The following is a 21,638-nucleotide window of genomic DNA, read 5'->3' on the forward strand; positions in this document are numbered from 1 at the left end:
GGACGGGCGCGAACTTCTTGATGTCGCGCAACTTCTGCAACCGTCCAGCCCCGGAAAATGAGGCCCAACGGCAAAAATTGCACCTGCATTAGCATATGTTAGCGAGCGTCGGTAGGCGGCTGGAGCAAGGTGAATCCTTCTTCGTTCGAACGCCGGCGCCGGCCGGTCGACCGAAGGAGAATGAGCAGCGCCACCAAGACGACGAGTCATGACACGATCCGGGATGAATTCCTCCACCCTTATAATGAGTCCCATGCCGCACTGCTCCGTCGTTCTTCCCGCCGGGGGGAGAGCGCCGCGTCGCGACGGCCCGGTCCTGCATGCGGCAGGCCGGCATTCCGCCATGGACAGCCGGACGGCCAGCGGCGAGCATCGCGGCCGCGGCGGAGACGGCATCCCATCCCGCTCATGAAAATGCCATCACCGATCCTGTTGCCGCTGCTGGCGCGCCTTGGCGGGCGCACGGCTCTCTCGAAGGAAGACGGCGCCGCTCTGCTATCCCTGCCGCACAGCCTGCGTCATTGCGAACCGGGGAACTATATCATCCGGGAGGGCGACCGGCCGCAATCCTGCCTGATCCTGCTGTCGGGCTTTGCCCATCGCCATCGCATATCGTCCAATGGCGGCCGCCATATCGTGGGAATACATGGCCGGGGCGACATATTGACGCTGCCGCCGGTGCAGCTCTTTCCATCGGAGGATTTCGTCCAGGCGCTGACCGATGTGCGCGTCGCCGCCATTCCGCTGGAGGACGTGCTGGCGCTGATGCGCGAGCGGGCGAACATCGCCGATGCGCTGTGGGCGGAGATGACGGCCGAAACATCGGTCTTCCGCGCCTGGATCAGCAATATGGGCCGGCGGGACGCCAGGGGAAGGATAGCCTATCTGCTTTGCGAGCTGGTGATGCGCAGCTATCCGGAAGGGGGATCGGACGGGTGCCGGCTGATCCTGCCCCTGTCCCAGGTGGAGCTGGCCGACGCCACCGGCATGACCACCGTGCATGTCAACCGGACGCTGAAGGCGCTGGAAAAGGCGGGGGTGATCGAGCGCGACCGGCGGCGGATCACCATCCCCAACTGGCGCCGCCTGACCGAACTGTCCGATTTCCGCCCCCAAGCCTGGCTGGGCCGGATGGACCGGCAAGTGGAGTTGGAGGAAGAACAGGGCTAGCCGGCGGAAGGGCGAAGAAGCGCGCCGGCCATGATCCAGGTTATGGGCCGGCCAGGAACGGGGGAACGTCCGCCGCCGTTCTGTGTGCTGGGAGGCATGGCCATATGCTTCCCCTCAAGACCATGAAACCAGAGGAACCGCCGACATGCACGAACCGGAACGTCCCAGCGATCGGCGTCTCGGGCTGGCGGCGATCTGGGTGGTGGGAATGTCCTGCTGGTGATCGCCGTCGTCTTCATCGGGCGCAATTTCTGGCATCATGACGTGCTGAAGGAAGACCAGCAGACGGGCGAGAACAGGGCCGACGACCATGAGGGCCTGACGCCGAACGAAAAGCGCTGAAGCGGCGCCATGCGGCGCGTGGATGCTCTAGGGTGTGTGGGGATTCAGCCCATGGCGGGCTGCAAATGGCGGACTTCTGCGCTTCCGGTGCTCACGTACTGAAGTACGCTGCGCGCCGGTTCTCGAATTCCACCATTTTCGCCTCGCCCTGAACTGAATCCCCACACACCCTAGTCACCTGAATCCGAAGTTCGGTTGATTGTTTTTTGGCAGAAGCGTTTGACCGAGGCGAGGATCTCGTCGGCTGACTTCACCCATTTGTATGGCKGTTGCCCGGTGTCGTTTGTAGCACTTGCCGATCACCGCGCCGGTGGCGATATCGAGCGCAGCGAACAGTGATGTCGTACCGTTGCGGACGTAAGTATGAGTGCGCCGCTCGGGTACGCCGGGCGCCATGGGCAAGACCGGCTGCTCGCGATCCAGCGCCTGGATCTGCGACTTTTCGTCCACGCACAGAACGACCGCCCGGTTCGGTGGCGACATGTACAGGCCAACTATGTCCTGCACCTTGTCGACGAACAGGGGATCGCTCGACAGCTTGAATGTCTCTGACCGGTGCGGCTGCAGGCCAAATGCACCCCAGATGCGGCGGATGGTGGTGTGCGACAGACCAGACTGGGCCGCCATCGAGCGGATCGACCAATGAGTGGCATCCTTCGGCCTGGTGTTCAGCGTGCGCTCGATCACCTGAGCCACCTGCCCATCCGATACCGTGCGGGGTCGGCCCGCACGATATTCGTCAGTCAGCCCTTCAATGCCATCCTGCACGAACCGCCGCCGCCATTTGCCGACCGTATGCTCGTGGACACCAAGGCGTTCGGCAACTTCCTTGCTCTGCAGTCCCTCTGCACAGAGCAGAACCATCCGGCACCGATCGGACAGAGAACGCGGCGCTTTGTGCCGTCGAACCTGACCTTCCAGAAAGGATCGATCCTCCGCGCTCAAAACAACCAAGTCCGCTTGTTTGCCCGCCATCCCAGATGCTCCTGCTCGTCCAAACAGCACATATACAGTGATGCTTACTTTAGTTCCAGGTGACTAGCCTTGTCCACGGCGGCGCGGAACTTCGCCATGTCGTCGGCCGAACCCACTGTCACGCGCGAGACGGTAGGCCAGATCGGCCAGTTGCGCCCGATCTGCACCTTTTCCGGCGTGGCGATCAGGGCCGCCTGCATCTCCTTGGCCGGCTTGGTCTTCCAGTCGACCATGAACATATTGGCCTCGCTGCCGGGGTGCACCTCTATGCCCTTCTTGGTGAGCCAGGCGATGGTTTCCTCGCGGTTCGCGATCATTTCCGCGCGGCGTGCCTTGATGAGGCCGGCTTCGGGATAGACCGCATTGCCGCAGGCCATGGCGGTGATCGACAGACCGCCCGCCGTCGGGCCGAACAGGCTGATGCGCTTCTGCACTTCGGGGTCCGCGAAGGTCAGGCCGAGGCGCACGCCCGCCATGCCGAACAGCTTGGAGAAGGTGCGCATGACGATCAGGTCCTTGCGACCCGCCACCAGCTTCGCGGCGTTCGGGCCGTCGAACCAGTGGATATAGGCTTCGTCGACCAGCAGGAACGAATCCTTGGGCTTGTTCGCCAGCAGCCATTCGATGTCGGCCAGCGGCGTGATGGTGCCGGTCGGATTGTTGGGCGTGCAGATATAATAGAGCCCGGCATTGGGATTGGCGGCCAGCATCGCCTTGACATCGTGCCCCTTGCCAATGGCCTGGGGGGCCTTGGCGATAGGGGCCTTCAGATAATCGGCGGTGCGCCAGGCGGATTCGAAGGTCGGATCGGCGGTGACGAGGCCCTTGGTGGGCGAACAGAAGGCCGCGACCGTGCTGACCAGCGGCCCGCCCGAACCCGGCCACAGCATGATGTGCGATTCCGGAATCCCCTCCACCTTGGCGATGGTGGCGATCAGGTCGCCCTTGTAATTGTCGGGATCGTACCAGTTGCCGACGGCGGCGGCCCTGGCCGCGGCCTGAACGCCCGGTTCGAACGGGCCGGTCCAGCATTCGTTGGCGCCGATGCGCACTGCGCCCTTCACCCCGCGCGCCGCCTGCTGCTGCGCGAGGGCGGGCTGGATCAACAGGTTGCCGGCAGCCGCCCCGGCCGCCATCAGAGCGGAAATCTTGCCGATCGTGCGGCGGGAATAGCCCCGGTCGAGCAGGTCTTCGCGGGCGTCCTTTTCCAACATCATGGTCATGTCGTCTGTTCCCCTAGTTGTTCCATCAACTGCGCATATTCCACCGGGGGAAACGAAGGAGGCGGCGCATTTCCACAATGCGCCGCCTCCGGATTCCTGAAATTTATGAGCCGTTAACCTGGATCAGGCTTTCCAAACCTTGTCGATGGCATCGCAGAAGGCCTTCATCTCATCGGCCGAGCCGACCGAGACGCGCGACACGTTGGGCCAGATCGGCCAGTTGCGCCCGATCTGCACCTTTTCGGCAAGGATCGCGGCCTGCATGGCCTTGGCCGGCTTTCCCCAGTCGACCATGAACATATTGGCCTGGCTGCCGGGGATGACCTTGATCCCCTTCTTCCTGAGGTGGGCGATGGCCATTTCGCGATTGGCGACCATTTCCGCGCGGCGGGCCTTGATGAGGTCGGCCTGCGCCACCGACACGGTCCCGCAGGCCACGGCGGTCATCGGCAGCATCGCCGTCACCTGCCCGCCGTCATAGCGCATCATCTTTTCCATGATCGCGGGGCTGGCGAAGGTGAGGCCCAGCCGCATGCCCGCCATGCCGAACAGCTTGGAGAAGGTGCGCAGGATCAGCACGTCGTCGCGGCTGGCCGCCATCTTCGCGGCGTTCGGGCCATCGAACCAGTGGATATAGGCTTCGTCGACGACCAGGATCGCGTCCTTCGGCTTGTTGTCGGCCAGCCACTGGATGTCGGCCAGCGGGGTCATCGTGCCGGTCGGATTGTTGGGCGAGCAGATATAATAGACGCCCGCATTGGGATCGGCCGCCAGCATCGCCTTCACGTCATGGGCATAATCCTTGGTGAGCGGTACCTTCGTCACCTTCGCGCCCAGCCAGTCGCCGGTGCGCCAGATCGCCTCATAGGCAGGGTTGCCGGTGACGATGCCGCGCGTCGGCGATGCATAGGCGACGGCGACGCGGCTCAGCGGATCGCTGGAGCCCGGCCAGGCGGTGATGCGGTCGGCCGGGATGCCCTCCACGGCGGCGACGGCGGCGAACAGCTTCGCATGTTCGTCATTCGGTTCGTAGCGATTGCCTTCCTGCACCAGCTTGAACGCGGCTTCGGCGGCGACGGGGAAGGGACCGGTCCAGCATTCATTGGCGCCGATGCGCACCGCGCCTTCCACCGGCTTCGCCGCCTGCTGCGCCATGGCGCCGGTGACGCGCAGGGCGGCCGCGCCCGCGCCCAGCAAGGCCGCGACCTTGCCCATCTGGCGGCGGGAATAGCCGCGGTCGATCAGATCCTGTTCGAAGGCTTTAGTATCGATTTCTGCCATATGCTCGTCTCCCTGACTCGCTGACTTTCGAGATTTTAAGGCTGTAAACGAAAGCCTCGTCCATTTCCGCCATATCCATAGACGGAAAATCCGCTGGAACCGCGCATATTCGCCTTGGAAAGCGGACGCGCGATCTGTTAGCGCTTGGCACATGCCCAGCACGCCCGCCGCCGCCGCCCGCCAGATCCTCATCCGCCTGCAGGAAGTCATGGCCGCGCGCACCAGCGCGCAGGCGAAGCTGAACAAGGTGGTGGAGATCATCGGGGAATCGCTGTCGAGCGAGGTCTGCTCCATCTATCTGGTGCGCGAAGGGCTGCTGGAACTGTTCGCGACGCGGGGCTTGAAGCAGGAGGCCGTGCACGTCACCCGCATGGCGATGGGCGAGGGTCTGGTCGGCATGATCGCCACCAATGTCGAGACGCTCAACCTGGACGAGGCGGCCTCGCACCCCGATTACAGCTATCGCCCGGAAACGGGGGAGGAACTGTTCCATAGCTTCGCCGGCGTGCCGATCGTGCGGCGGGAGCGCGCCATCGGCGTGCTCTGCGTCCAGCATGTCGAGCCGCGCCGTTATGAGGAGGTGGAGATCGAGGCGCTCCAGACCGTGGCGATGGTGTTGTCCGAACTGATCGCCAATGCCGAACTGGCCGACGATGGCCCGACGGACTCGCGCGTGCAGGATACGGGCACGTCGGTCCTGCACGGGTTGCAGCTTGTCATGGGCATGGCGCGCGGCCATGCGGTGTTCCACCAGCCGCGCGTGCATATCGAACATACCGTCGCGGAGGATACGGAGGCCGAGCGTCAGCGCGTGATTTCCGCCTTCACCAAGATGCGCGAGCAGATCGACCGGATGACCGGCACGGCCGAGTTCGGCACGGAGGGCGAGCATCAGGAGGTGCTCGAAACCTACAAGATGTTCGCCTATGACGAGGGTTGGATCAGGCGGATCAACGAGGCGATCGACAGTGGCCTGACCGCGGAGGCCGCCATCGAGCGCGTGCAGCAGCGCACCCGGATGCGCATGCGCCAGATCGACGACCCGCTGCTTCAGGACCGGATGCACGATCTGGAGGATATGGCGAACCGGCTGCTGCGCATCGTGTCGGGGCAGTTGGGAACGGCGGCGCAACTGGGATTGCGGCAGGACGCCATATTGATCGCGCGCAACCTGGGACCGGCGGAACTGCTGGAATATGACCGGCGGCGCCTGAAGGGCGTGATCCTGGAAGAAGGGTCGCTGACCGCCCATGTCACCATCGTGGCCCGGGCCATGGGCGTGCCGGTGCTGGGCCGCGTGCGCGACATCCGCCATCAGGTGAACGAGGGCGACCTGATCCTGATGGATGTGGGCGCCAACGCCCTGCTGATCCGCCCGACGCCCGACATGGACGAGGCGTTCGAGAACAAGCTGCATGTGACGCAGAAGCGCCGGGCCGAATTCGCGGCGATGCGCGACCTGCCCTCCGTCACCGTCGACGGCCAGCGGATCGAACTGATGGTCAATGCCGGGCTGCGTGAGGATGCGCAGGCGCTGGACATCGTGGGGGCGGACGGCATCGGGCTCTTCCGCACCGAATTCCAGTTCCTCGTCTCCGCCACTTTGCCGCAGCGGGAAAAGCAGCAGCGGCTTTATCGAGACGTCCTCGATGCTGCGGGCGACCGGCCGGTGATCTTCCGCACTGTCGACATCGGCGGCGACAAGGCGTTGCCCTACATGTCCCGCGACGATGAGGAGGAGCTGGAGGACAATCCGGCCATGGGCTGGCGCGCCTTGCGGCTGGCGCTTGACCGCGACGGCCTGATGAAGGCGCAGGCCCGCGCGCTGCTGGAGGCGGCGGCAGGCAAGGTGCTGCACGTCATGTTCCCGATGGTGTCGGAGCCCTGGGAATATGAGCAGGCGAAGGCGCTCGTCGAACATCAGCGCGAATGGCTGGTGGCGCAGAAGAAGAAGCTGCCGGTCGCGGTGCGCTATGGCGCGATGCTGGAGGTGCCCGCGCTGGCAGAGGTGCTGGACCTCCTGCTGCCCAGGCTCGATTTCCTCTCCATCGGCACCAATGACCTGACGCAGTTCCTGTTCGCCGCCGACCGCGCGCATCCGCGCCTGGCGGAGCGCTACGACTGGCTGAGCATCGCGATATTGCGCTTCCTGGACCGCGTGGTGCGCGCCTGTGAAACCTATGAGGTGCCGGTCGGCGTCTGCGGCGAAATGGGCGGGCGCACGCTGGAAGCGATGGCGCTGATCGGCCTTGGCGTGCGGCGCCTGTCGATCACCCCGGCATCGGTCGGCCCGGTGAAGGCGATGATCCGGACCATCGATGCTGCGGAACTGCGCCGGTTCATGCGCGATCTGCTGGACAAGGGCGTGACGGATATTCGTTCGGCGCTGGTCGACTGGGCCGGCGAACATGCTATTGAATTGAATTAATGGGGATCGCGGCGGTGCATCCCGCCTTTCCGGGGCGGCGCGGCGTTGACAATCCCCGTCCCGCAATGAGACAAGGCCAGCCTTCAAAAGTCGCGGAGCAGCATGGCAGAAGAACCTGAACTGGAACCCGGCGTCGCGGCGCCGGAACGGCAGCCCAATACTCCGGGGGCGCGCCTGCGCGCCGCGCGGGAGGCGCAAGGACTGTCGATACAGGATGTCGCCACGCGGACGCGCATCGCCCAGCGGCAGTTGGAGGCGATAGAGCGCGACGATTATGCCGCCCTGCCCGGCATTCCCTATGCGGTGGGCTTTGCCCGCGCCTATGCCCGCGCCATCGATGTGGACGAGGTGGCGATCGCCGCCGACGTGCGCAACGCGGTGCATAATTCCGACCTTGGCAGCAACCGCTATGAGGCGTTCGAGCCGGCCGATCCGGCGCGGGTTCCCTCGCGGGCCCTGGCCTGGACGGCGGCGGCCATCGTCGTGATCCTGGTCGCCGGCTTCGCCGTCTGGCGCACGCAGGTGATGACGCCGCCGACAGGCGAGGAGATCGCCGCGCAGCAAAGTGCCCCCGCGCCCGCGACCGCGAAGCCGGCAGCAGGCGCGCGCCCGGCGCCGCCGGTGGTGCAGACCGTGCTGTTCACCGCCAATGACGATGTCTGGCTGCGCATTTATGACGAGGCGGGAGAGAGGCTGAAGGACGGGCTGATGAAGAAGGGGGAAAGCTTCACCCTTCCCGCCAATGCCCGCAATCCGATGATCCTGACAGGCCGGCCGCAGGCGCTGACCGTGACGGTCGGCGGCAAGCCGATTGCGCCGCTGGGGCCGCCGGACCGGACCATTGCCGATGTGCCGGTCAATGCGGAGGCGCTGCTGGCGCGGGCTGCGCCTGCCGCGGCGCAGGGGCAGGGTCAGGGGCAGGCGGCTCCGGCCTCCACGGCCCCGGTTCCCACGGGTCCGGCCGCTCCGGTGCCTGCCGCACCAGCGCCCGCTGCGGCCGACTGATCCGTTCAGGGGCGATTCAGCGGAATTTGGCGCAAAGTCGCGCTTTACCGGGCGGATTATCGCCCTATGGTTAACACCGGATATAAGTCGGGGATCATCCATGCGTAACGCTTTTTTCGCGACGGCTGCACTGGCGCTCATTGCGCTCGCGCCGCCGCTCGCGGCCCAGAATGTCAGCGTCGATGTTCGGGTCGACCGTCTGGAAAAGGAAATGCGCGCGGTCCAGCGCAAGGTGTTCCCGGCCGGCGCGCCGCTGGAGGCGGAGATCACGCGTCCCGCCGCGCCGGCCGTGGTGCCGGGATCGCCTGCCTCCACGCCGGTGGCGGATCTGACGGCGCGGGTGAATGCGCTGGAATCGCAACTGGCCTCGATCACCGGGCAGGTGGAGGAAAACAGCTTCAAGCTGAAGCAGTTGGAAGAGGCGTTCAACCGCTACAAGGCGGAACAGGAAAGCCGTGCCGCGCCCGCCGTCGTGCCGCCGGCGGTCGGCCCCTCCGCCTCGGCCGCTCCGGCCTCCACCACCGCATCGGCGCGGCCAGGTACGCCGCGCCCGGCCGCCAATGGTGCGAGCGAGGAACGAAAGACCGCCGTCGCCGCGATCGAGCGGCCCTCGACGGGTAATGAGGCCGACGACGCCTACACCTATGGCTTCCGCCTGTGGGACGCGAAATTCTATCCGGAGGCGCAGGCGCAGCTGAAGGCGACCGTGGATAAATATGGCGCCAGTCCCGTCGCCAGCAAGGCGGCGAACCTGCTGGGCCGCGCCTATCTGGACGACGGCAAGCCGGCGCTGGCGTCGGTCGCCTTCTATGAAAATTACCAGAAGCGGCCCAAGGGCGACCGTGCGGCCGACAGCCTGGCCTATCTGGGCGAGGCGCTGATCCAGCTCAAAAAGCCCGCCGACGCCTGCAAGGTCTATGCGGAACTGGAGCAGGTCTACGGCGCCAGCCTGTCGAACGGCCTGCGCGGCATGATGGACAAGGGCCGGACCAGGGCCAAGTGCACCGTCTGAAGTCCCCATGGCCGAGGGCGATCCCGTCGCGGAACTGAGCCGGGCGATGATGGCGCTGGTCGGGGATGCCGACGGCGCTCGTTTCGGCGTGGCGGTTTCCGGCGGGCCTGACAGCATGGCGCTGCTCGACCTCGCCGCGCGCGCCTTTCCGGGGCGTGTCGAGGCGGCCACGGTCGATCATGGCTTGCGCGAGGCTTCGGCAGCGGAGGCGGCGATGGTGGCGGACTGGTGCGCAGGCGCCGGGATCGCGCATGCTACCCTGCATCCCACCGGCGCGGTTCGCGGCAATGTTCAGAGCTGGGCGAGAGCGCAACGGTACAGGCTGCTGGAAGGCTGGCGGGCAGCGCGGGGGCTGGATTGGCTGCTGACGGCGCATCATGGGGACGACCAGTTGGAAACGCTGCTGATGCGGCTCAACCGGGGCGCGGGCGTGGGTGGGCTGGCCGGCGTGCGGGCGCGGCAGGGCGTGGTGTTGCGGCCGCTGCTGGGCGTGCGCAAGGCCGACTTGCTCGCCTATGCGCTGGAACGCGGCCTGCCCCATGTCGACGATCCGTCGAACAGCGATTCGCGCTTCGACCGGGCTGCCCTGCGCATCGCGCTGGCCGGTGTCGACTGGATCGACGCCGCGGCGGCGGGACGCAGCGCGGCGGCTCTGGCCGAGGCGGAGGAGGCGCTGGACTGGACGGTCGACGATCTGGAAGCGCGCCATGTGCACGCGGGTGGAGGCGGGCTGACGCTGGACCGGACCGACCTGCCCCGCGAATTGCTGCGCCGCCTGATCCTCCGCATGATCGCGCGATTGCAGCCGGATGCCGCCCCGCCACGCGGGGAAGCGGTGGACAGGCTGGTCGCGGCGGCGCGCCGGGGCGAGAAGATGAGCATCGGTCGCCTCATCCTGAAGGGCGGGGCCTGCTGGACTCTGACGCTGGCGTCCCAGCGACGCTGGCAATGATCGTTACGGAAAGGTTCCACGGCTTGGCGCATCCGTCGAACAATCCGTCGATTTGATCGGGCGCAATGACCTTTCCTTAACGCCTATGTTGGTTAATGAGGCCAGTTGAGCGTGGGAATTTTCGATTCATGTTTGAATTTGCGGCGGTGACCTATGGCCTGCTGGCCAGCGTCATTCTTTCGGCGGCGCAGCGTAATCACCGGATGGAGCGACCCCATCCGCCGATGCTGCTCTATACCGGCTATATGCTTTGCGGTCTGTCGGCGGGGGTCGCGGTGATCCTGGCCTATATCGCCCTGTCGCAATTTATCGGCGGCTGACCTTAGCAGGCGCGCGCTTGCGATTTTGCTGCGGCATCCTATCTTGCCGGGTGAAAGAGAGTGGTGAATGAACGACGAGAAGGACCCGCAGGGTAATCCCTGGATCAAGAGCGCGATGATATGGGCGGGGGTGATTGTCGCCCTGCTGCTGTTCGTCTCCATGTTCGACAGCCGCACGGCGTCGACCGCCGGGACCGGCATCGCCTATTCCGAATTCCGCGCCAAGGTGCAGGAAGGCCAGGTCAAGGATGTCGCCATCGCCACCGACCGGATTTCCGGCACGCTGAGCAGCGGGCAGAAATTCAGCACTGTCCCGGTGAACGACCCTGGCCTGACCGGCCTGCTGGACGACTATAATGTCAAATATTCCGGGCAGGCGGAGGAACAGCCGAGCTTCTGGATGATCCTGATCTACCAGTCGTTGCCGTTCCTGCTGATCCTGGGCATCGCCTTCTTCGTGCTGCGCCAGATGCAGAAGGGCGGCGGCGCGGGCGGGGCCATGGGCTTCGGCAAGTCGAAGGCCAAGCTGCTGACCGAAAAGCACGGCAAGGTGACGTTCGATGACGTCGCCGGCATTGATGAAGCGCGTGAGGAATTGCAGGAAATCGTCGAGTTCCTGAAGGACCCGAGCAAGTTCGCGCGGCTGGGCGGCAAGATTCCCAAGGGCGCCTTGCTGGTCGGCTCGCCGGGTACAGGCAAGACGCTGCTGGCCCGCGCGATCGCGGGTGAGGCGGGCGTGCCTTTCTTCACCATTTCGGGTTCGGATTTCGTAGAGATGTTCGTCGGCGTGGGCGCGAGTCGCGTCCGCGACATGTTCGAGCAGGCGAAGAAGAATGCGCCCTGCATCGTCTTCATCGACGAAATCGATGCGGTCGGCCGCCATCGCGGCGCGGGCCTCGGCAACGGCAATGACGAGCGCGAGCAGACGCTGAACCAGCTTCTGGTGGAGATGGACGGTTTCGAGGCGAATGAGGGCATCATCATCGTCGCGGCGACCAACCGTCCCGACGTGCTGGACCCCGCGCTGCTGCGTCCGGGCCGTTTCGACCGGCAGGTCGTGGTGCCGCGTCCCGACATCGAGGGGCGCGAGAAGATTCTGGCCGTGCATATGAAGAAGGTGCCGCTGGCGCCGGACGTCAATCCGCGCACGATCGCGCGGGGCACGCCGGGCTTCTCCGGCGCCGATCTGGCGAACCTCGTCAACGAAGCGGCTTTGATGGCTGCCCGCCGCGGCAAGCGTCTGGTCGCCATGGACGAGTTCGAGGCGGCCAAGGACAAGGTCATGATGGGCAGCGAGCGCCGCTCCATGGTGATGACCGACGATGAGAAGAAGATGACCGCCTATCATGAGGCGGGCCATGCCATCGTCGCTGTCCATGAACCGGCCTCGGACCCCATTCACAAGGCGACGATCATTCCGCGCGGCCGCGCGTTGGGTATGGTGATGCGCCTGCCGGAGCGGGACAGCTACAGCTATCACCGCGACAAGATGCACGCGAACATGGCCGTCGCCATGGGCGGCCGCGTGGCCGAGGAGATCATCTTCGGCTATGACAAGGTGTCGTCGGGCGCTTCGGGCGACATTCAATATGCCACCAAGCTCGCGCGCGACATGGTTACGCAATGGGGCATGTCCGACAAGCTCGGCCCCCTGCAATATGAAGAGCAGCAGGGCGAGACATTCCTCGGTTATTCGCAAAGCCAGCGCGTCCATATGTCGGACGAGACGGCCAAGCTGATCGACAAGGAAATCCGCGGGCTGGTCGAGCAGGGCTATGCGCGGGCGCAGGAAATCCTGAAGGGTCATGAGGACCAGCTTCACCTGCTCGCCAATGCGATGCTCGAATATGAGACGCTGAGCGGCGAGGAGATCAAGACGCTGCTCGACAAGGGCGAGATCACCCGTGACGACGGCACGACGATCAAGCCGTCCGCGATCCCGGCGGCCGGGTCTTCGATCCCGAAGACGCGCCGGCGCAAGGGGCCATTCGGTGATCCGTCGCCTGCGGGCGCCTGACCGGGTTTATGGATTGGGAAAGGGCGCTGCCGGGAGGTGGCGCCCTTTTTCATGGGTTGCGGGGCGGGGTGGCTTTTGGCCAGGCCAAGACATTCCCCCTCCCGCCTGCGGGAGGCGTTAGGGGTGGGCTGGCGCGACATCTGCGTCGTTTTGCAACCCCTAACCTGGAAGCTCGCTTCGCTCGCGCCCACCCCCTAGCCCCCTCCCGCCTGCGGGAGGGGGAATGAGGGGCTTCAGCCTCAATCCCGTTTCAATATGTGCATCGCCAGCACCGTCATGGCTTCGCTGGCGGTGGCGATCACCTGGTCGGCCTGGGGCGCCCAGAAGGGACTGTGCAGCGACGGCAGGCTGACCTCACCGGTCTTCGCCTTCGCCATCTGGTCTGCCGGCACGCCGCCGACCCAGAAGATGAAGCTTTCGATGCTCTTGTCGGCGCGGTAATAGCGGCCAAAATCCTCTCCCGCCATGGAGGGTCTGGTTTCGCTGACGGTGCCCTCGGGGAAATGGGCTTTCAGCACGTCCGCCATCCGGTTGGCGAAGGCGGGCGGATTGTAGGTGGAGGGCGTGAATTCGTCCTTTACGGAGATCACCGGCATCCTGTCGTCCGGCACGCCCGCCGCAATGGCTTCCCCGCGGGCGACGCGTTCTATGCCCCGGATCAGCTTTTCCCGGGTTTCATCGGAATAGCTGCGCACGGTGAGCAGCATCTTCGCGTCGTCGGGAATGACATTATGCTTGGCGCCGCCCATGAAGCTGCCGACGGTGACGACGGCCGGGTCGAACGGGTCCTGTTCCCGGCTGACCAGCGTTTGCAGCGAGGTCACGATCCGCGCGCCGATCACGATCGGGTCGCGCGTCGTCTGCGGATAGGCGCCATGGCCGCCCACGCCCCGCACCAAAAGGTCGACGCTGTCCACATTGGCGAGTGCGAAGCCCGGCGTATAGCCGATCTTCCCCGCCTCCAGATTGGCGGCGTCGTGGAAGGCGATGGCATGGGTCGGGCGCGGGAAGCGGGTGTAGAGCCCATCCTCCAGCATCAGCCGCGCGCCACGGCCCACTTCCTCGGCCGGTTGGAGGATCATCACCAGCGTGCCCTTCCATCCCTCCTTCATCGTGGAGAGCAGCCGCGCGGTTTCGATGAAGGCGGTCATGTGCGTGTCATGGCCGCAGGCGTGCATCACGCCGGTTTCGGTGCCGTCGGCGGTCTTGGCCTTCACCCTGGAGGCGAATTCCAGCCCCGTCTGCTCGGTCACGGGCAGTCCGTCCATGTCCGCGCGGATCAGCAGCACCGGGCCGGAGCCGTTCTTCAGTACCGCGACCACGCCCGTTCCACCGACCTTTTCGGTGACGGTGAATTTCATCGCCTTCAACCGCCGGGCGAGCTTGGCGGCGGTGGCGCTTTCCTGTTCGGACAGTTCGGGATTGGCATGCAGGTCGCGATAGAGGGTCATCAGCCCATCCATGTCCTTCGCGATGGTCGCTGCGATGGCATTGGGCGGCGTCGCGGGCGTCGCCCCATTCACAGGCGCGCCAGGGGACTGGGCATGGGCAATGGAGATAAGGCTGGCGGCGGCCATGACGGCCGTCAACGCATGACGCATCGATGGGTCTCCCTGATGGAAGAAGCAACCATAAGCGGATTTGCCGCGCCTTTTAAGGGGCTTCGGCATGTCCAGCCTGTTTCCCCCAAGCAAAAGCGCCCGCCGTTGCCGACGGGCGCTCCTGCCGATGCCATGGGAGGGATCAGAAGTGGAAGATCACGCCAGCCGTGGGCCGGAAGCTGTCGAAATCATAGGTTTCGGTCTGGAAGCGCAGGCGGATGCCGCTATTGCCCGTGACGCCGCCCAGACCGATGTCCTTCGGGCCGACCTCGACGCCCAGGCCGTACATCCAGTCCTTGCGGTCCGGCCAGCCGCCCTTGCCGTTGACCCACTGATAGCCGGCCGACGCGAAGATCATGCCGCTTTCACCGGCCCGCGCGCCGAAACGGCCCTTCACCCCATATTCCCAGTCAATGTCGCTGAAACCCTTGGTCGCATTGCCCTCGACGCCCACGAAGACGGGACCGAGCGGCACGTTGACGCCCGCGACGCCGCTGATGATCGCGCCGTTCATGATCGTCTCGCCGGGCACGCTGCCGAATTCGGTGCCACGGTCGAAGGTGTGATAGCCGCCCAATATGCCGACATAGGGTTCGACGCCGAAGGCCTGGGTGCCGTCGGGCGCCGTTTCCTCCTGCGCGGACGCGACGGAAGGCAGCGCCGCAACAAGTGCGGCCGCAACGAGATATTTCTTCATGAGGAGTCCCTTTTCCAATTTCGCCGCATGGCGTGTCGGAGGGGATAACCTGCGCTGGTCGCATCAGGTTTCCTCAATGAAAACAAATCCTTCCCGCTGTCCCCAATATGACACAATCCATGTTAAGGAATTGCGCGCCGATGACCGGGATGGATATGGCTATTGCGCGGTCCAGCCGCCGTCGATGCTCATATTGGCGCCGGTGATGTTCGCGGCGGCATCGCTGCACAGATAAAGCGCCATGGACGCCACCTGATCGACCGTGACGAACTGTTTGGTCGGCTGCCCAGCCAGCAGCACGTCGTTCATCACCTGCTCCCGCGTCATGCCGCGCGCCTTCATCGTGTCGGGAATCTGGTTCTCCACCAGCGGCGTCCACACATAGCCGGGCGAAATGCAGTTCGCCGTGATGCCGAAGGTCGCCAGCTCCAGCGCCAGCGTCTTGGTGAAACCCGCCAGGCCATGCTTGGCCGTCACATAGGCGCTCTTATAGGGAGAGGCCGTCAGCGAATGCGCCGAAGCCGTTTGGATGATCCGTCCCCATTTCTTCTCCTTCATGAAGGGAATGGCGAGACGGGACGTGTGGAAGGCGCTGTTGAGGTTGAGCGCGATGATGAGGTTCCATTTGTCGACCGGGAAATCCTCGACCGGCGCGACATGCTGCACCCCTGCATTGTTGATGAGGATGTCGACGCCGCCGAATGCGTCCGCCGCCTCCTTCATCATCGCCTCGATCTGCTCGGTTCTGGTGAGGTCATGGCCGCTATAGAGCGCCTTCGCCCCGCTCAACGCCTCCAGCCCGGCGCGTTCCTTCTCGATCGCGTCCGCATCTCCGAAGCCGTTGATGACGACATTCGCGCCTTCCCCGGCCAGCGCCTTGGCATAGGCAAGGCCGATGCCGGAGGTCGATCCGGTGATGAGGGCGGTCTTGCCGGACAGGAATTGGCTGCTCATGCCTGCTTCTCCTTGAGATGGTCGGGGGCGTCGAGGTCGAAGGTGGAGCTTTTCCCGTTGACGATGTTGCGGGCGATGAGGTCGCCCTTGTGCATCACTTCCTCCACCGCGTCGCGGCCCTGCGCCCAGTGGTCGAGCATGGTGGAGCGGGAAAATTCGAAGTCGCGCGCTCCGCTTTCCCACGCGCGGCTGCGGTAGATGAGGTGGACGATGTTGACCGAACCCACGTCCAGCAACTGGCGCAGCCGCTGTGCGTCCGCGTCCTCCTGCAATTCGGGCGGCAGTTTGTCGAGCAGGGCGCGGATCGCCTTATGCTCCTTGCGCAGCCGCAGATACTGGTCCGTCACCTGGCGGGTGCGGCTGGAATATTGAATGTCCTTGGTCCGGGAATAGACATCGGTCATCTGCCGGGGCATCGGCCCTTCGGCGGGGAACAGGTCGACCTGGAACACCAGCATATCCTCGCTCTGATGGTCCAGCACATGGGCGAGCGGGGTGTTGGACACGATGCCGCCATCCCAATACCAGCGCCCGTCGATCTCGATGGGCGGCAGGCCCGGTGGCAGAGCGCCCGACGCCATGATGTGGCGCGCGTCGATCCGGGTGTTGCCGCCCCGGCCGCGCGTATCCCAATAAGCGAAATTGCCGCTTTCCACATCCACCGCGCCCACCGACAGCCGCACCGGCCCGTCATTCAGCAGGTCCCAGTCGATGCAGGCGTCCAGCGTGTCCTTCAGCGGCGCACTGTCGTAGAAGCTGATCGCGCCGGCCGTCCCTTCCGGCATCAGCGGCGCGGGCCAGAGGCGTGGGCGGAACATGCCCGGCACGCCGAAGGTCGCGACCGTGCCCGCCGCCATCAGATGAGCGGCCTCGCGGATATGGTCGATTTCCGGCAGGACGACATTGGGCATGCCGCCGGAGACGGTCAGCCAGAATTTCTTGAGCCGGCTGAGGCGCTTGTGCGGCGGATTGCCGGCGATGATGGCGGCGTTGACCGCGCCGATCGAAATGCCCGCGACCCAACTGACGTCGATTCCCAACTCGTCCAGCCGCTGATAGACGCCCGCCTGGAAGGAGCCGAGCGCTCCGCCGCCCTGCAGCAACAGGGCGACTTCGCGGGGGAGGGGAAGCGGCATATTGGCGCGCCTGCGCGGCTGGGATTCGGTGTCGGCCATGTCGCAGCGCAATATAGAATAGTCTTCCGGCATTCCAACTGAATGTCTCGTTACATTCTCTTCATGGAACGGTGCGCTCGCCGCAACCCGCATTGCATCGGGGACGTTTCCACCGGCGACGGAATGGAATAGGCAGGGCAAGGAAAGAGAGGGACGAGATGCGGCTCGACGACGAACGGGAAAGCACCAATTTCGAGATCCAGGAGGGTCGCGGCGGCTTCGGCGGCGGGATGGGCGGTGGTCTGGGCCTGCTGCTGCCGCTGATCGGCAGCCGTTTCGGCTGCGGCGGGATTGTCGTGGTGCTGATCATTCTGGCGGTCATGGGCGTCAATCCCCTGAGCCTGATGGGGGGTGGCGGCCAGATGCCGCAGGGGAGCGAGGTCAGCCGCGACACCTCCAAACTCAGCGATATACAGCACTGGTCCCTGAAGGTGCTGGGATCGACCGAGCGCGTCTGGGGCCCGCTTTTCCAGCAGGCCGGCCGGCAATATCAGCCGACGGTCCTTTACTTCTATTCCCAGAGCGGCGTGTCCGGCTGCGGCGCGGCGCAAAGCGCCATGGGCCCCTTTTATTGCCCCAATGACCGCAAAGTGTATCTCGACACCGACTTCTTCACCGAACTGCGCCAGCGCTTCGGCGCCCCCGGCGATTTCGCCCAAGCCTATGTGATCGCGCATGAAGTCGGCCATCATGTGCAGGATCTGGAGGGAACTTTGGGCGAGGTGAACCAGCGGCAGCGCGCCGTCAGCGAGGAACAGGGCAATGCGCTGCAGGTGCGGGTCGAATTGCAGGCGGACTGTTATGCGGGCGTCTGGGCCAAGCGCACCGGCCTCATGGAATCGGGCGATCTGGAGGAGGGGATGAAGGCGGCGCAAGCCATAGGCGACGATACGCTGCAAAAGGCGGCCGGCCGCCGTCCCGTGCCGGAAAGCTTCACCCACGGCACCAGCGAACAGCGTATGACCTGGCTGCGCAAGGGACTCGACAGCGGCGATCCCGCGCAATGCGACACCTTCAAGGAAATATGAGGTCCGGCCTTATTCGGGCACCTCGTCGGACGGCTGCACGCCTTCGACCGGCGTCGGGTTCGATACGGGCGCAGCGGGCAGCCCTGCGCCCGGGGCGAGGAAGGGTCTGCCGGCTTCGGGCATGGGCTGGCCCAAGTCCGCAGCGCCCGGATCTTGGGCGCCGCTATCTTGGGGCGGCGTTGGCGACGGCGCGGCCTGGGCGGGCATCACCACGGGCGCTGAAGCCGGAACAATCGCAGCGGACGGCACGGCCTGACTGGATTGGGGCACGAAGCTTTCCACCGTCAATACGATGATCGGAGCCGCGATCAGGGTCACGGCGGCAAAGGCCTTGTAGATCATGGGGCGCGTCCATTCATGATCACGTCATCATAGGCGCGGATCGTAAATAAAATGCTGTCGCCCCCTTTGGAGGTGGCTGGCCTGATTGCGGCGATCCCCCCGACGCCCCGCTCCTCCGCAGGAGCGCGGTGGGTCTGGGCCGATCCGACGGAAACTAATGCCGGTCGAGTTTCTCCAGCAGGTCCAGCATGTCGTCCGGAACAGCGCCGCTACCCGCACGGAAGGTCGAACGCAACGCATTGCCGATGCCCTCATAGGGCTGCGGAACGCCGATATTCAGGACGCGGCGGATCGCGCCATCCTGAATCCGGGCCGACCGGCTGAGGGGTTTTCGTTGCATTTCCATGGTAAGATAACTGCCAAGCGGCGCAAAAGTTTCTGGTGTTCGTCGCAATGGCACGCAATATCGGCTCCATTATGGGAGATTCATGGTGACGGACCGTTTGGCGGTCGCGGCAAGGATCAGGGCGCATTCGCCTTTCCTGGCCCGGCAATTGGATCGCTTTCCGGATGTTGCCGATCTGGTGGAGAGCGGAGATTTCGAGGGGGCCTGGGCCGCCGCGCAGCAGGTGGCGGCGCCCGATGACGGCATTGCCCGGTCGCTGAGGCGCAGGCGTGGCGCGGTGGCCCTGGTGACCGCAGCCGCCGATCTGGCGGGCGTCTGGGGACTGGACCGGGTCACGCGCACCCTGTCGGACTTTGCCGACCAGGCGCTGGAGGAGGCGCTGGCCGCCGCCATGGCGGAGCGCTATCCGGACGCGGAGAAGCGGGGTTTCGTGGTGCTGGCGCTCGGCAAGCATGGCAGCCGGGAACTGAACTATTCGTCGGACATCGATCCGATCCTGCTCTACGACCCGAAGACGCTGCCCCATGGCGAGCGGGAAGACCCGGCGGACGCAGCCGTGCGCATCGGCCGGCGGGTCAGCGAACTGCTGAATGCCCGGGACGGCGACGGCTATGTGTTCCGCGTCGACCTTCGCCTGCGCCCCTCTCCGGAGGCGACGCCCATCGCCCTGCCGGTGGAGGCGGCGATCGGCTATTATGAATCGACCGCGCTCGGCTGGGAGCAGGCGGCGTTCATCCGGGCCCGACCGGCGGCGGGCGACCTGCCGCTGGGCGATTATTTCATGCAGGCGATCCGCCCCTTCGTCTGGCGCCGCAGTCTGGATTTCGGGGCCATCGATGCGATCACGGACATCTCCCGCCGAATCCGCGACCATTATTCGCAGGGTCAGGCGTTCGGGCCGGGCTATGACCTCAAGCGCGGGCGCGGCGGCATAAGGGAAGTCGAATTCTTCGCGCAGGTGCACCAGCTCATCCATGGCGGGCGCGATCCTTCCCTGCGGTCGGGCAATACGCGGGAAGCCTTGCGTGCCTTGGCGGCGGCCGGCGTGTTCGAAGCGGAGGTCGCCGCCAGGCTGGACGAGGCCTATGTCCTCTTCCGCACCGTCGAGCACCGGTTGCAGATGGTGGAGGATCGCCAGACCCATGAATTGCCCAAGTCGGCCGAGGCGCTGGATAATGTCGCGCGCCTGCACGGGCTGGAGGATGGCGGAGCGCTGCTCGACCTGCTGCGTCCGCATGTGCAGTGGGTGGGCGGCAATTACGACCGGCTGACCCCAGCGACGCCCGATGAATCCCTGTCGCTGGACGAGGAGAGGCTGAAGGCGCAGCTTACCGAACTGGGTTTTGCCGATCCGGAAACGCCGCTGGCGCGGATCGCGCGCTGGCGATCGGGCACGGTCCGCGCATTGCGCAGCGGCGCGTCGCGGGAGGCGCTGGAGCAATTGCTGCCGGGCCTGATGCGGACGCTGGCCGCGGCGCCCGATCCGGCGCGGGCGCTCAACCGGCTGGACGATCTGGTCGGCCGCCTGCCGAGCGCGATCAACTTCTTCAAGCTGCTGGCGGCGCGACCCGGCCTTGTGGAACTGCTGGCCGAACTGCTGAGCCATGCGCCGACGCTGGCCGACGCGCTGGGGCGGCGGGCGGAACTGCTCGACGGGCTGATCGACACCTCTGCCTTCGATCCGCCGCCTCCTGTGGAGATATTGGCCGACCAGTTCGCCCGGCTGGAGGAGGGGGAGGATTATCAGGCGCTGCTCGACCGGGTGCGCCAACGGGTGAACGACCGCCGCTTCGCCCTGGGCGCGCAGATCATTCGCGGCGGCGATCCGCTGGAGGCGGGCCGGGGCTATTCCCGCGTGGCCGAAGCCGCCATCGAGGCGTTGGGCGCCGCCACCGTCGCGGAGTTCGAGCGCGCCCATGGAAAAGTGCCCGGCGGCGAGATGGTGATCCTGGCGCTGGGCCGGCTGGGCGGCGGAGTGCTGACCCATGCGTCCGACCTCGACCTCGTCTATCTCTTCACCGGCAGCTTCGAAACCGAATCCGACGGCGCGAAGCCGCTGGGCGCGACGCAATATTTCAACCGCCTTGGCCAGCGCATCACCAATGCCCTGTCGGTGCACACCGCGGCAGGCCCGTTATATGAGGTGGACACGCGCCTTCGCCCCTCCGGTGCGCAGGGTCTGCTGGCGGTCAGCCTGGACAGCTTCGCCCGCTATCAGCGGGAGGAGGCGTGGACCTGGGAGCATCTCGCGCTCACGCGCGCGCGCCCGGTCTTCGGCTCCGATGCCGCACGCGCGGCGCTGGGCGCGATCCTGACGGAAACGCTTGAGCGGCAGCGCGATTTCGACGAACTGGCGCGCCACGCGGTGAAGATGCGGGGCGACATCGCCAGGCACAAACCGCCCGCGAGCGATCTGGACGTGAAGCTGGTGCCGGGTGGGCTGGTCGACCTGGAATTCCTGATCCACGTCACCCAGTTCCGCCACAATATGGCATTCGACCCCGATCTGCGCGCCGCGCTGGAGCAGCTTGCGGCGGCCGGCCACCTGCCGGGCGAATTGATCCCGGCCCATGATCTCATCACCCGCTTTCTCGTCGTTTCCCGCCTCGTTTCGCCCAAATCGACCGAACCTCCGCAAGCCACCCGGCCTCTCGTCGCGCGGGCCTGCGGCGTCGAAAGCTGGGACGCGCTGCTTGAAAGCTACGGTAAGGCCCGGCAAAGGGTCGGTGACGCATGGGCGGCGCTGGCCGCGCCCTTCAAGGAGGAATGA

18 protein-coding genes and 1 pseudogene are annotated in these 21,638 nt (G+C 65.5%); 10 read left to right on the forward strand and 9 right to left on the reverse strand.

The features are described from left to right. The first annotated feature begins 408 nt into the window (after positions 1-408). Both A0J57_RS05075 and A0J57_RS27130 read left to right on the forward strand, forming a co-directional pair. Positions 409-1,170, forward strand: coding sequence for a Crp/Fnr family transcriptional regulator (locus A0J57_RS05075; protein WP_158298507.1), 762 nt, complete (start codon positions 409-411; stop codon positions 1,168-1,170). 219 nt (positions 1,171-1,389) lie between these two features. Beyond that, the gene (locus A0J57_RS27130; protein WP_268873875.1) at positions 1,390-1,512 is read left to right on the forward strand and encodes a hypothetical protein; all 123 of its coding nucleotides are present in this window, start codon (positions 1,390-1,392) and stop codon (positions 1,510-1,512) included. 270 nt (positions 1,513-1,782) lie between these two features. On the opposite strand, the pseudogene A0J57_RS05085 reads toward A0J57_RS27130, so the two are convergent. From A0J57_RS05085 to A0J57_RS05095, 3 genes and pseudogenes are all read right to left on the reverse strand, one after another. Beyond that, positions 1,783-2,487: pseudogene (locus A0J57_RS05085) on the reverse strand (IS630 family transposase); the annotation flags it as partial. A 44-nt stretch (positions 2,488-2,531) separates the two neighbouring features. Then, complete coding sequence (locus A0J57_RS05090) at positions 2,532-3,710, reverse strand: pyridoxal phosphate-dependent aminotransferase (RefSeq protein ID WP_062017040.1); 1,179 nt, start codon at positions 3,708-3,710, stop codon at positions 2,532-2,534. Between the two features lie 123 nt (positions 3,711-3,833). Further along, positions 3,834-4,991 (reverse strand): pyridoxal phosphate-dependent aminotransferase, encoded by a 1,158-nt coding sequence (locus A0J57_RS05095; RefSeq protein ID WP_025549721.1) that lies wholly within the window; start codon positions 4,989-4,991, stop codon positions 3,834-3,836. A 151-nt stretch (positions 4,992-5,142) separates the two neighbouring features. Between A0J57_RS05095 and ptsP the strand changes: the two genes are divergently transcribed. The 6 genes from ptsP (at position 5,143) to ftsH (ending at position 12,725) form a co-directional block, all read left to right on the forward strand. Then, entirely contained in the window at positions 5,143-7,419 is a 2,277-nt protein-coding gene (ptsP, locus tag A0J57_RS05100) for a phosphoenolpyruvate--protein phosphotransferase (protein ID WP_025549722.1), read from the forward strand. 102 nt (positions 7,420-7,521) lie between these two features. Further along, positions 7,522-8,424, forward strand: a complete 903-nt coding sequence (locus A0J57_RS05105; RefSeq protein ID WP_025549723.1) for a helix-turn-helix domain-containing protein — start codon at positions 7,522-7,524, stop codon at positions 8,422-8,424. A gap of 100 nt (positions 8,425-8,524) precedes the next feature. Further along, the gene (locus A0J57_RS05110; protein WP_061937399.1) at positions 8,525-9,436 is read left to right on the forward strand and encodes a tetratricopeptide repeat protein; all 912 of its coding nucleotides are present in this window, start codon (positions 8,525-8,527) and stop codon (positions 9,434-9,436) included. A 7-nt stretch (positions 9,437-9,443) separates the two neighbouring features. Further along, the gene (gene tilS / locus A0J57_RS05115; RefSeq protein WP_061937396.1) at positions 9,444-10,388 is read left to right on the forward strand and encodes a tRNA lysidine(34) synthetase TilS; all 945 of its coding nucleotides are present in this window, start codon (positions 9,444-9,446) and stop codon (positions 10,386-10,388) included. Between the two features lie 128 nt (positions 10,389-10,516). Beyond that, the gene (locus tag A0J57_RS05120) at positions 10,517-10,708 is read left to right on the forward strand and encodes a hypothetical protein (protein WP_025549725.1); all 192 of its coding nucleotides are present in this window, start codon (positions 10,517-10,519) and stop codon (positions 10,706-10,708) included. A 67-nt stretch (positions 10,709-10,775) separates the two neighbouring features. Further along, on the forward strand, positions 10,776-12,725 hold the full coding sequence (ftsH, locus tag A0J57_RS05125; protein ID WP_025549726.1) for an ATP-dependent zinc metalloprotease FtsH: 1,950 nt from the start codon (positions 10,776-10,778) through the stop codon (positions 12,723-12,725). 239 nt (positions 12,726-12,964) lie between these two features. Here the strand turns inward: ftsH and A0J57_RS05130 are convergent, their stop codons facing one another. The 4 genes from A0J57_RS05130 to A0J57_RS05145 form a co-directional block, all read right to left on the reverse strand. Then, positions 12,965-14,326, reverse strand: a complete 1,362-nt coding sequence (locus A0J57_RS05130; protein ID WP_061937393.1) for an amidohydrolase — start codon at positions 14,324-14,326, stop codon at positions 12,965-12,967. Between the two features lie 142 nt (positions 14,327-14,468). After that, on the reverse strand, positions 14,469-15,023 hold the full coding sequence (locus A0J57_RS05135; protein ID WP_025549728.1) for a hypothetical protein: 555 nt from the start codon (positions 15,021-15,023) through the stop codon (positions 14,469-14,471). A gap of 159 nt (positions 15,024-15,182) precedes the next feature. Next, complete coding sequence (locus A0J57_RS05140) at positions 15,183-15,977, reverse strand: 3-hydroxybutyrate dehydrogenase (RefSeq protein WP_025549729.1); 795 nt, start codon at positions 15,975-15,977, stop codon at positions 15,183-15,185. Continuing rightward, positions 15,974-17,152 carry a patatin-like phospholipase family protein gene (locus A0J57_RS05145; RefSeq protein ID WP_044662741.1) on the reverse strand — a complete coding sequence of 393 codons (1,179 nt, stop codon included), beginning with the start codon at positions 17,150-17,152 and terminating at the stop codon, positions 15,974-15,976. The genes A0J57_RS05140 and A0J57_RS05145 overlap by 4 nt, the downstream gene beginning before the upstream one ends. Before the next feature lie 158 nt (positions 17,153-17,310). Here A0J57_RS05145 and A0J57_RS05150 point away from each other — a divergent pair, with 158 nt between their 5' ends. Then, a complete protein-coding gene (locus A0J57_RS05150; RefSeq protein WP_025549730.1) occupies positions 17,311-18,180 on the forward strand; it encodes a neutral zinc metallopeptidase in 870 nt (289 codons plus the stop codon). A gap of 9 nt (positions 18,181-18,189) precedes the next feature. Here A0J57_RS05150 and A0J57_RS05155 read toward each other — a convergent pair whose 3' ends face one another. Continuing rightward, entirely contained in the window at positions 18,190-18,522 is a 333-nt protein-coding gene (locus A0J57_RS05155; RefSeq protein WP_025549731.1) for a hypothetical protein, read from the reverse strand. A 154-nt stretch (positions 18,523-18,676) separates the two neighbouring features. Beyond that, complete coding sequence (locus tag A0J57_RS05160) at positions 18,677-18,868, reverse strand: hypothetical protein (protein ID WP_025549732.1); 192 nt, start codon at positions 18,866-18,868, stop codon at positions 18,677-18,679. Positions 18,869-18,950: 82 nt separating this feature from the next. On the opposite strand from A0J57_RS05160, the gene A0J57_RS05165 reads away from it, so the two are divergent. Further along, positions 18,951-21,638, forward strand: coding sequence for a bifunctional [glutamine synthetase] adenylyltransferase/[glutamine synthetase]-adenylyl-L-tyrosine phosphorylase (locus A0J57_RS05165; protein ID WP_061937390.1), 2,688 nt, complete (start codon positions 18,951-18,953; stop codon positions 21,636-21,638).

This window comes from Sphingobium sp. 22B, from assembly GCF_001580035.1.
In the GTDB taxonomy this organism is placed as follows: domain Bacteria; phylum Pseudomonadota; class Alphaproteobacteria; order Sphingomonadales; family Sphingomonadaceae; genus Sphingobium; species Sphingobium fuliginis.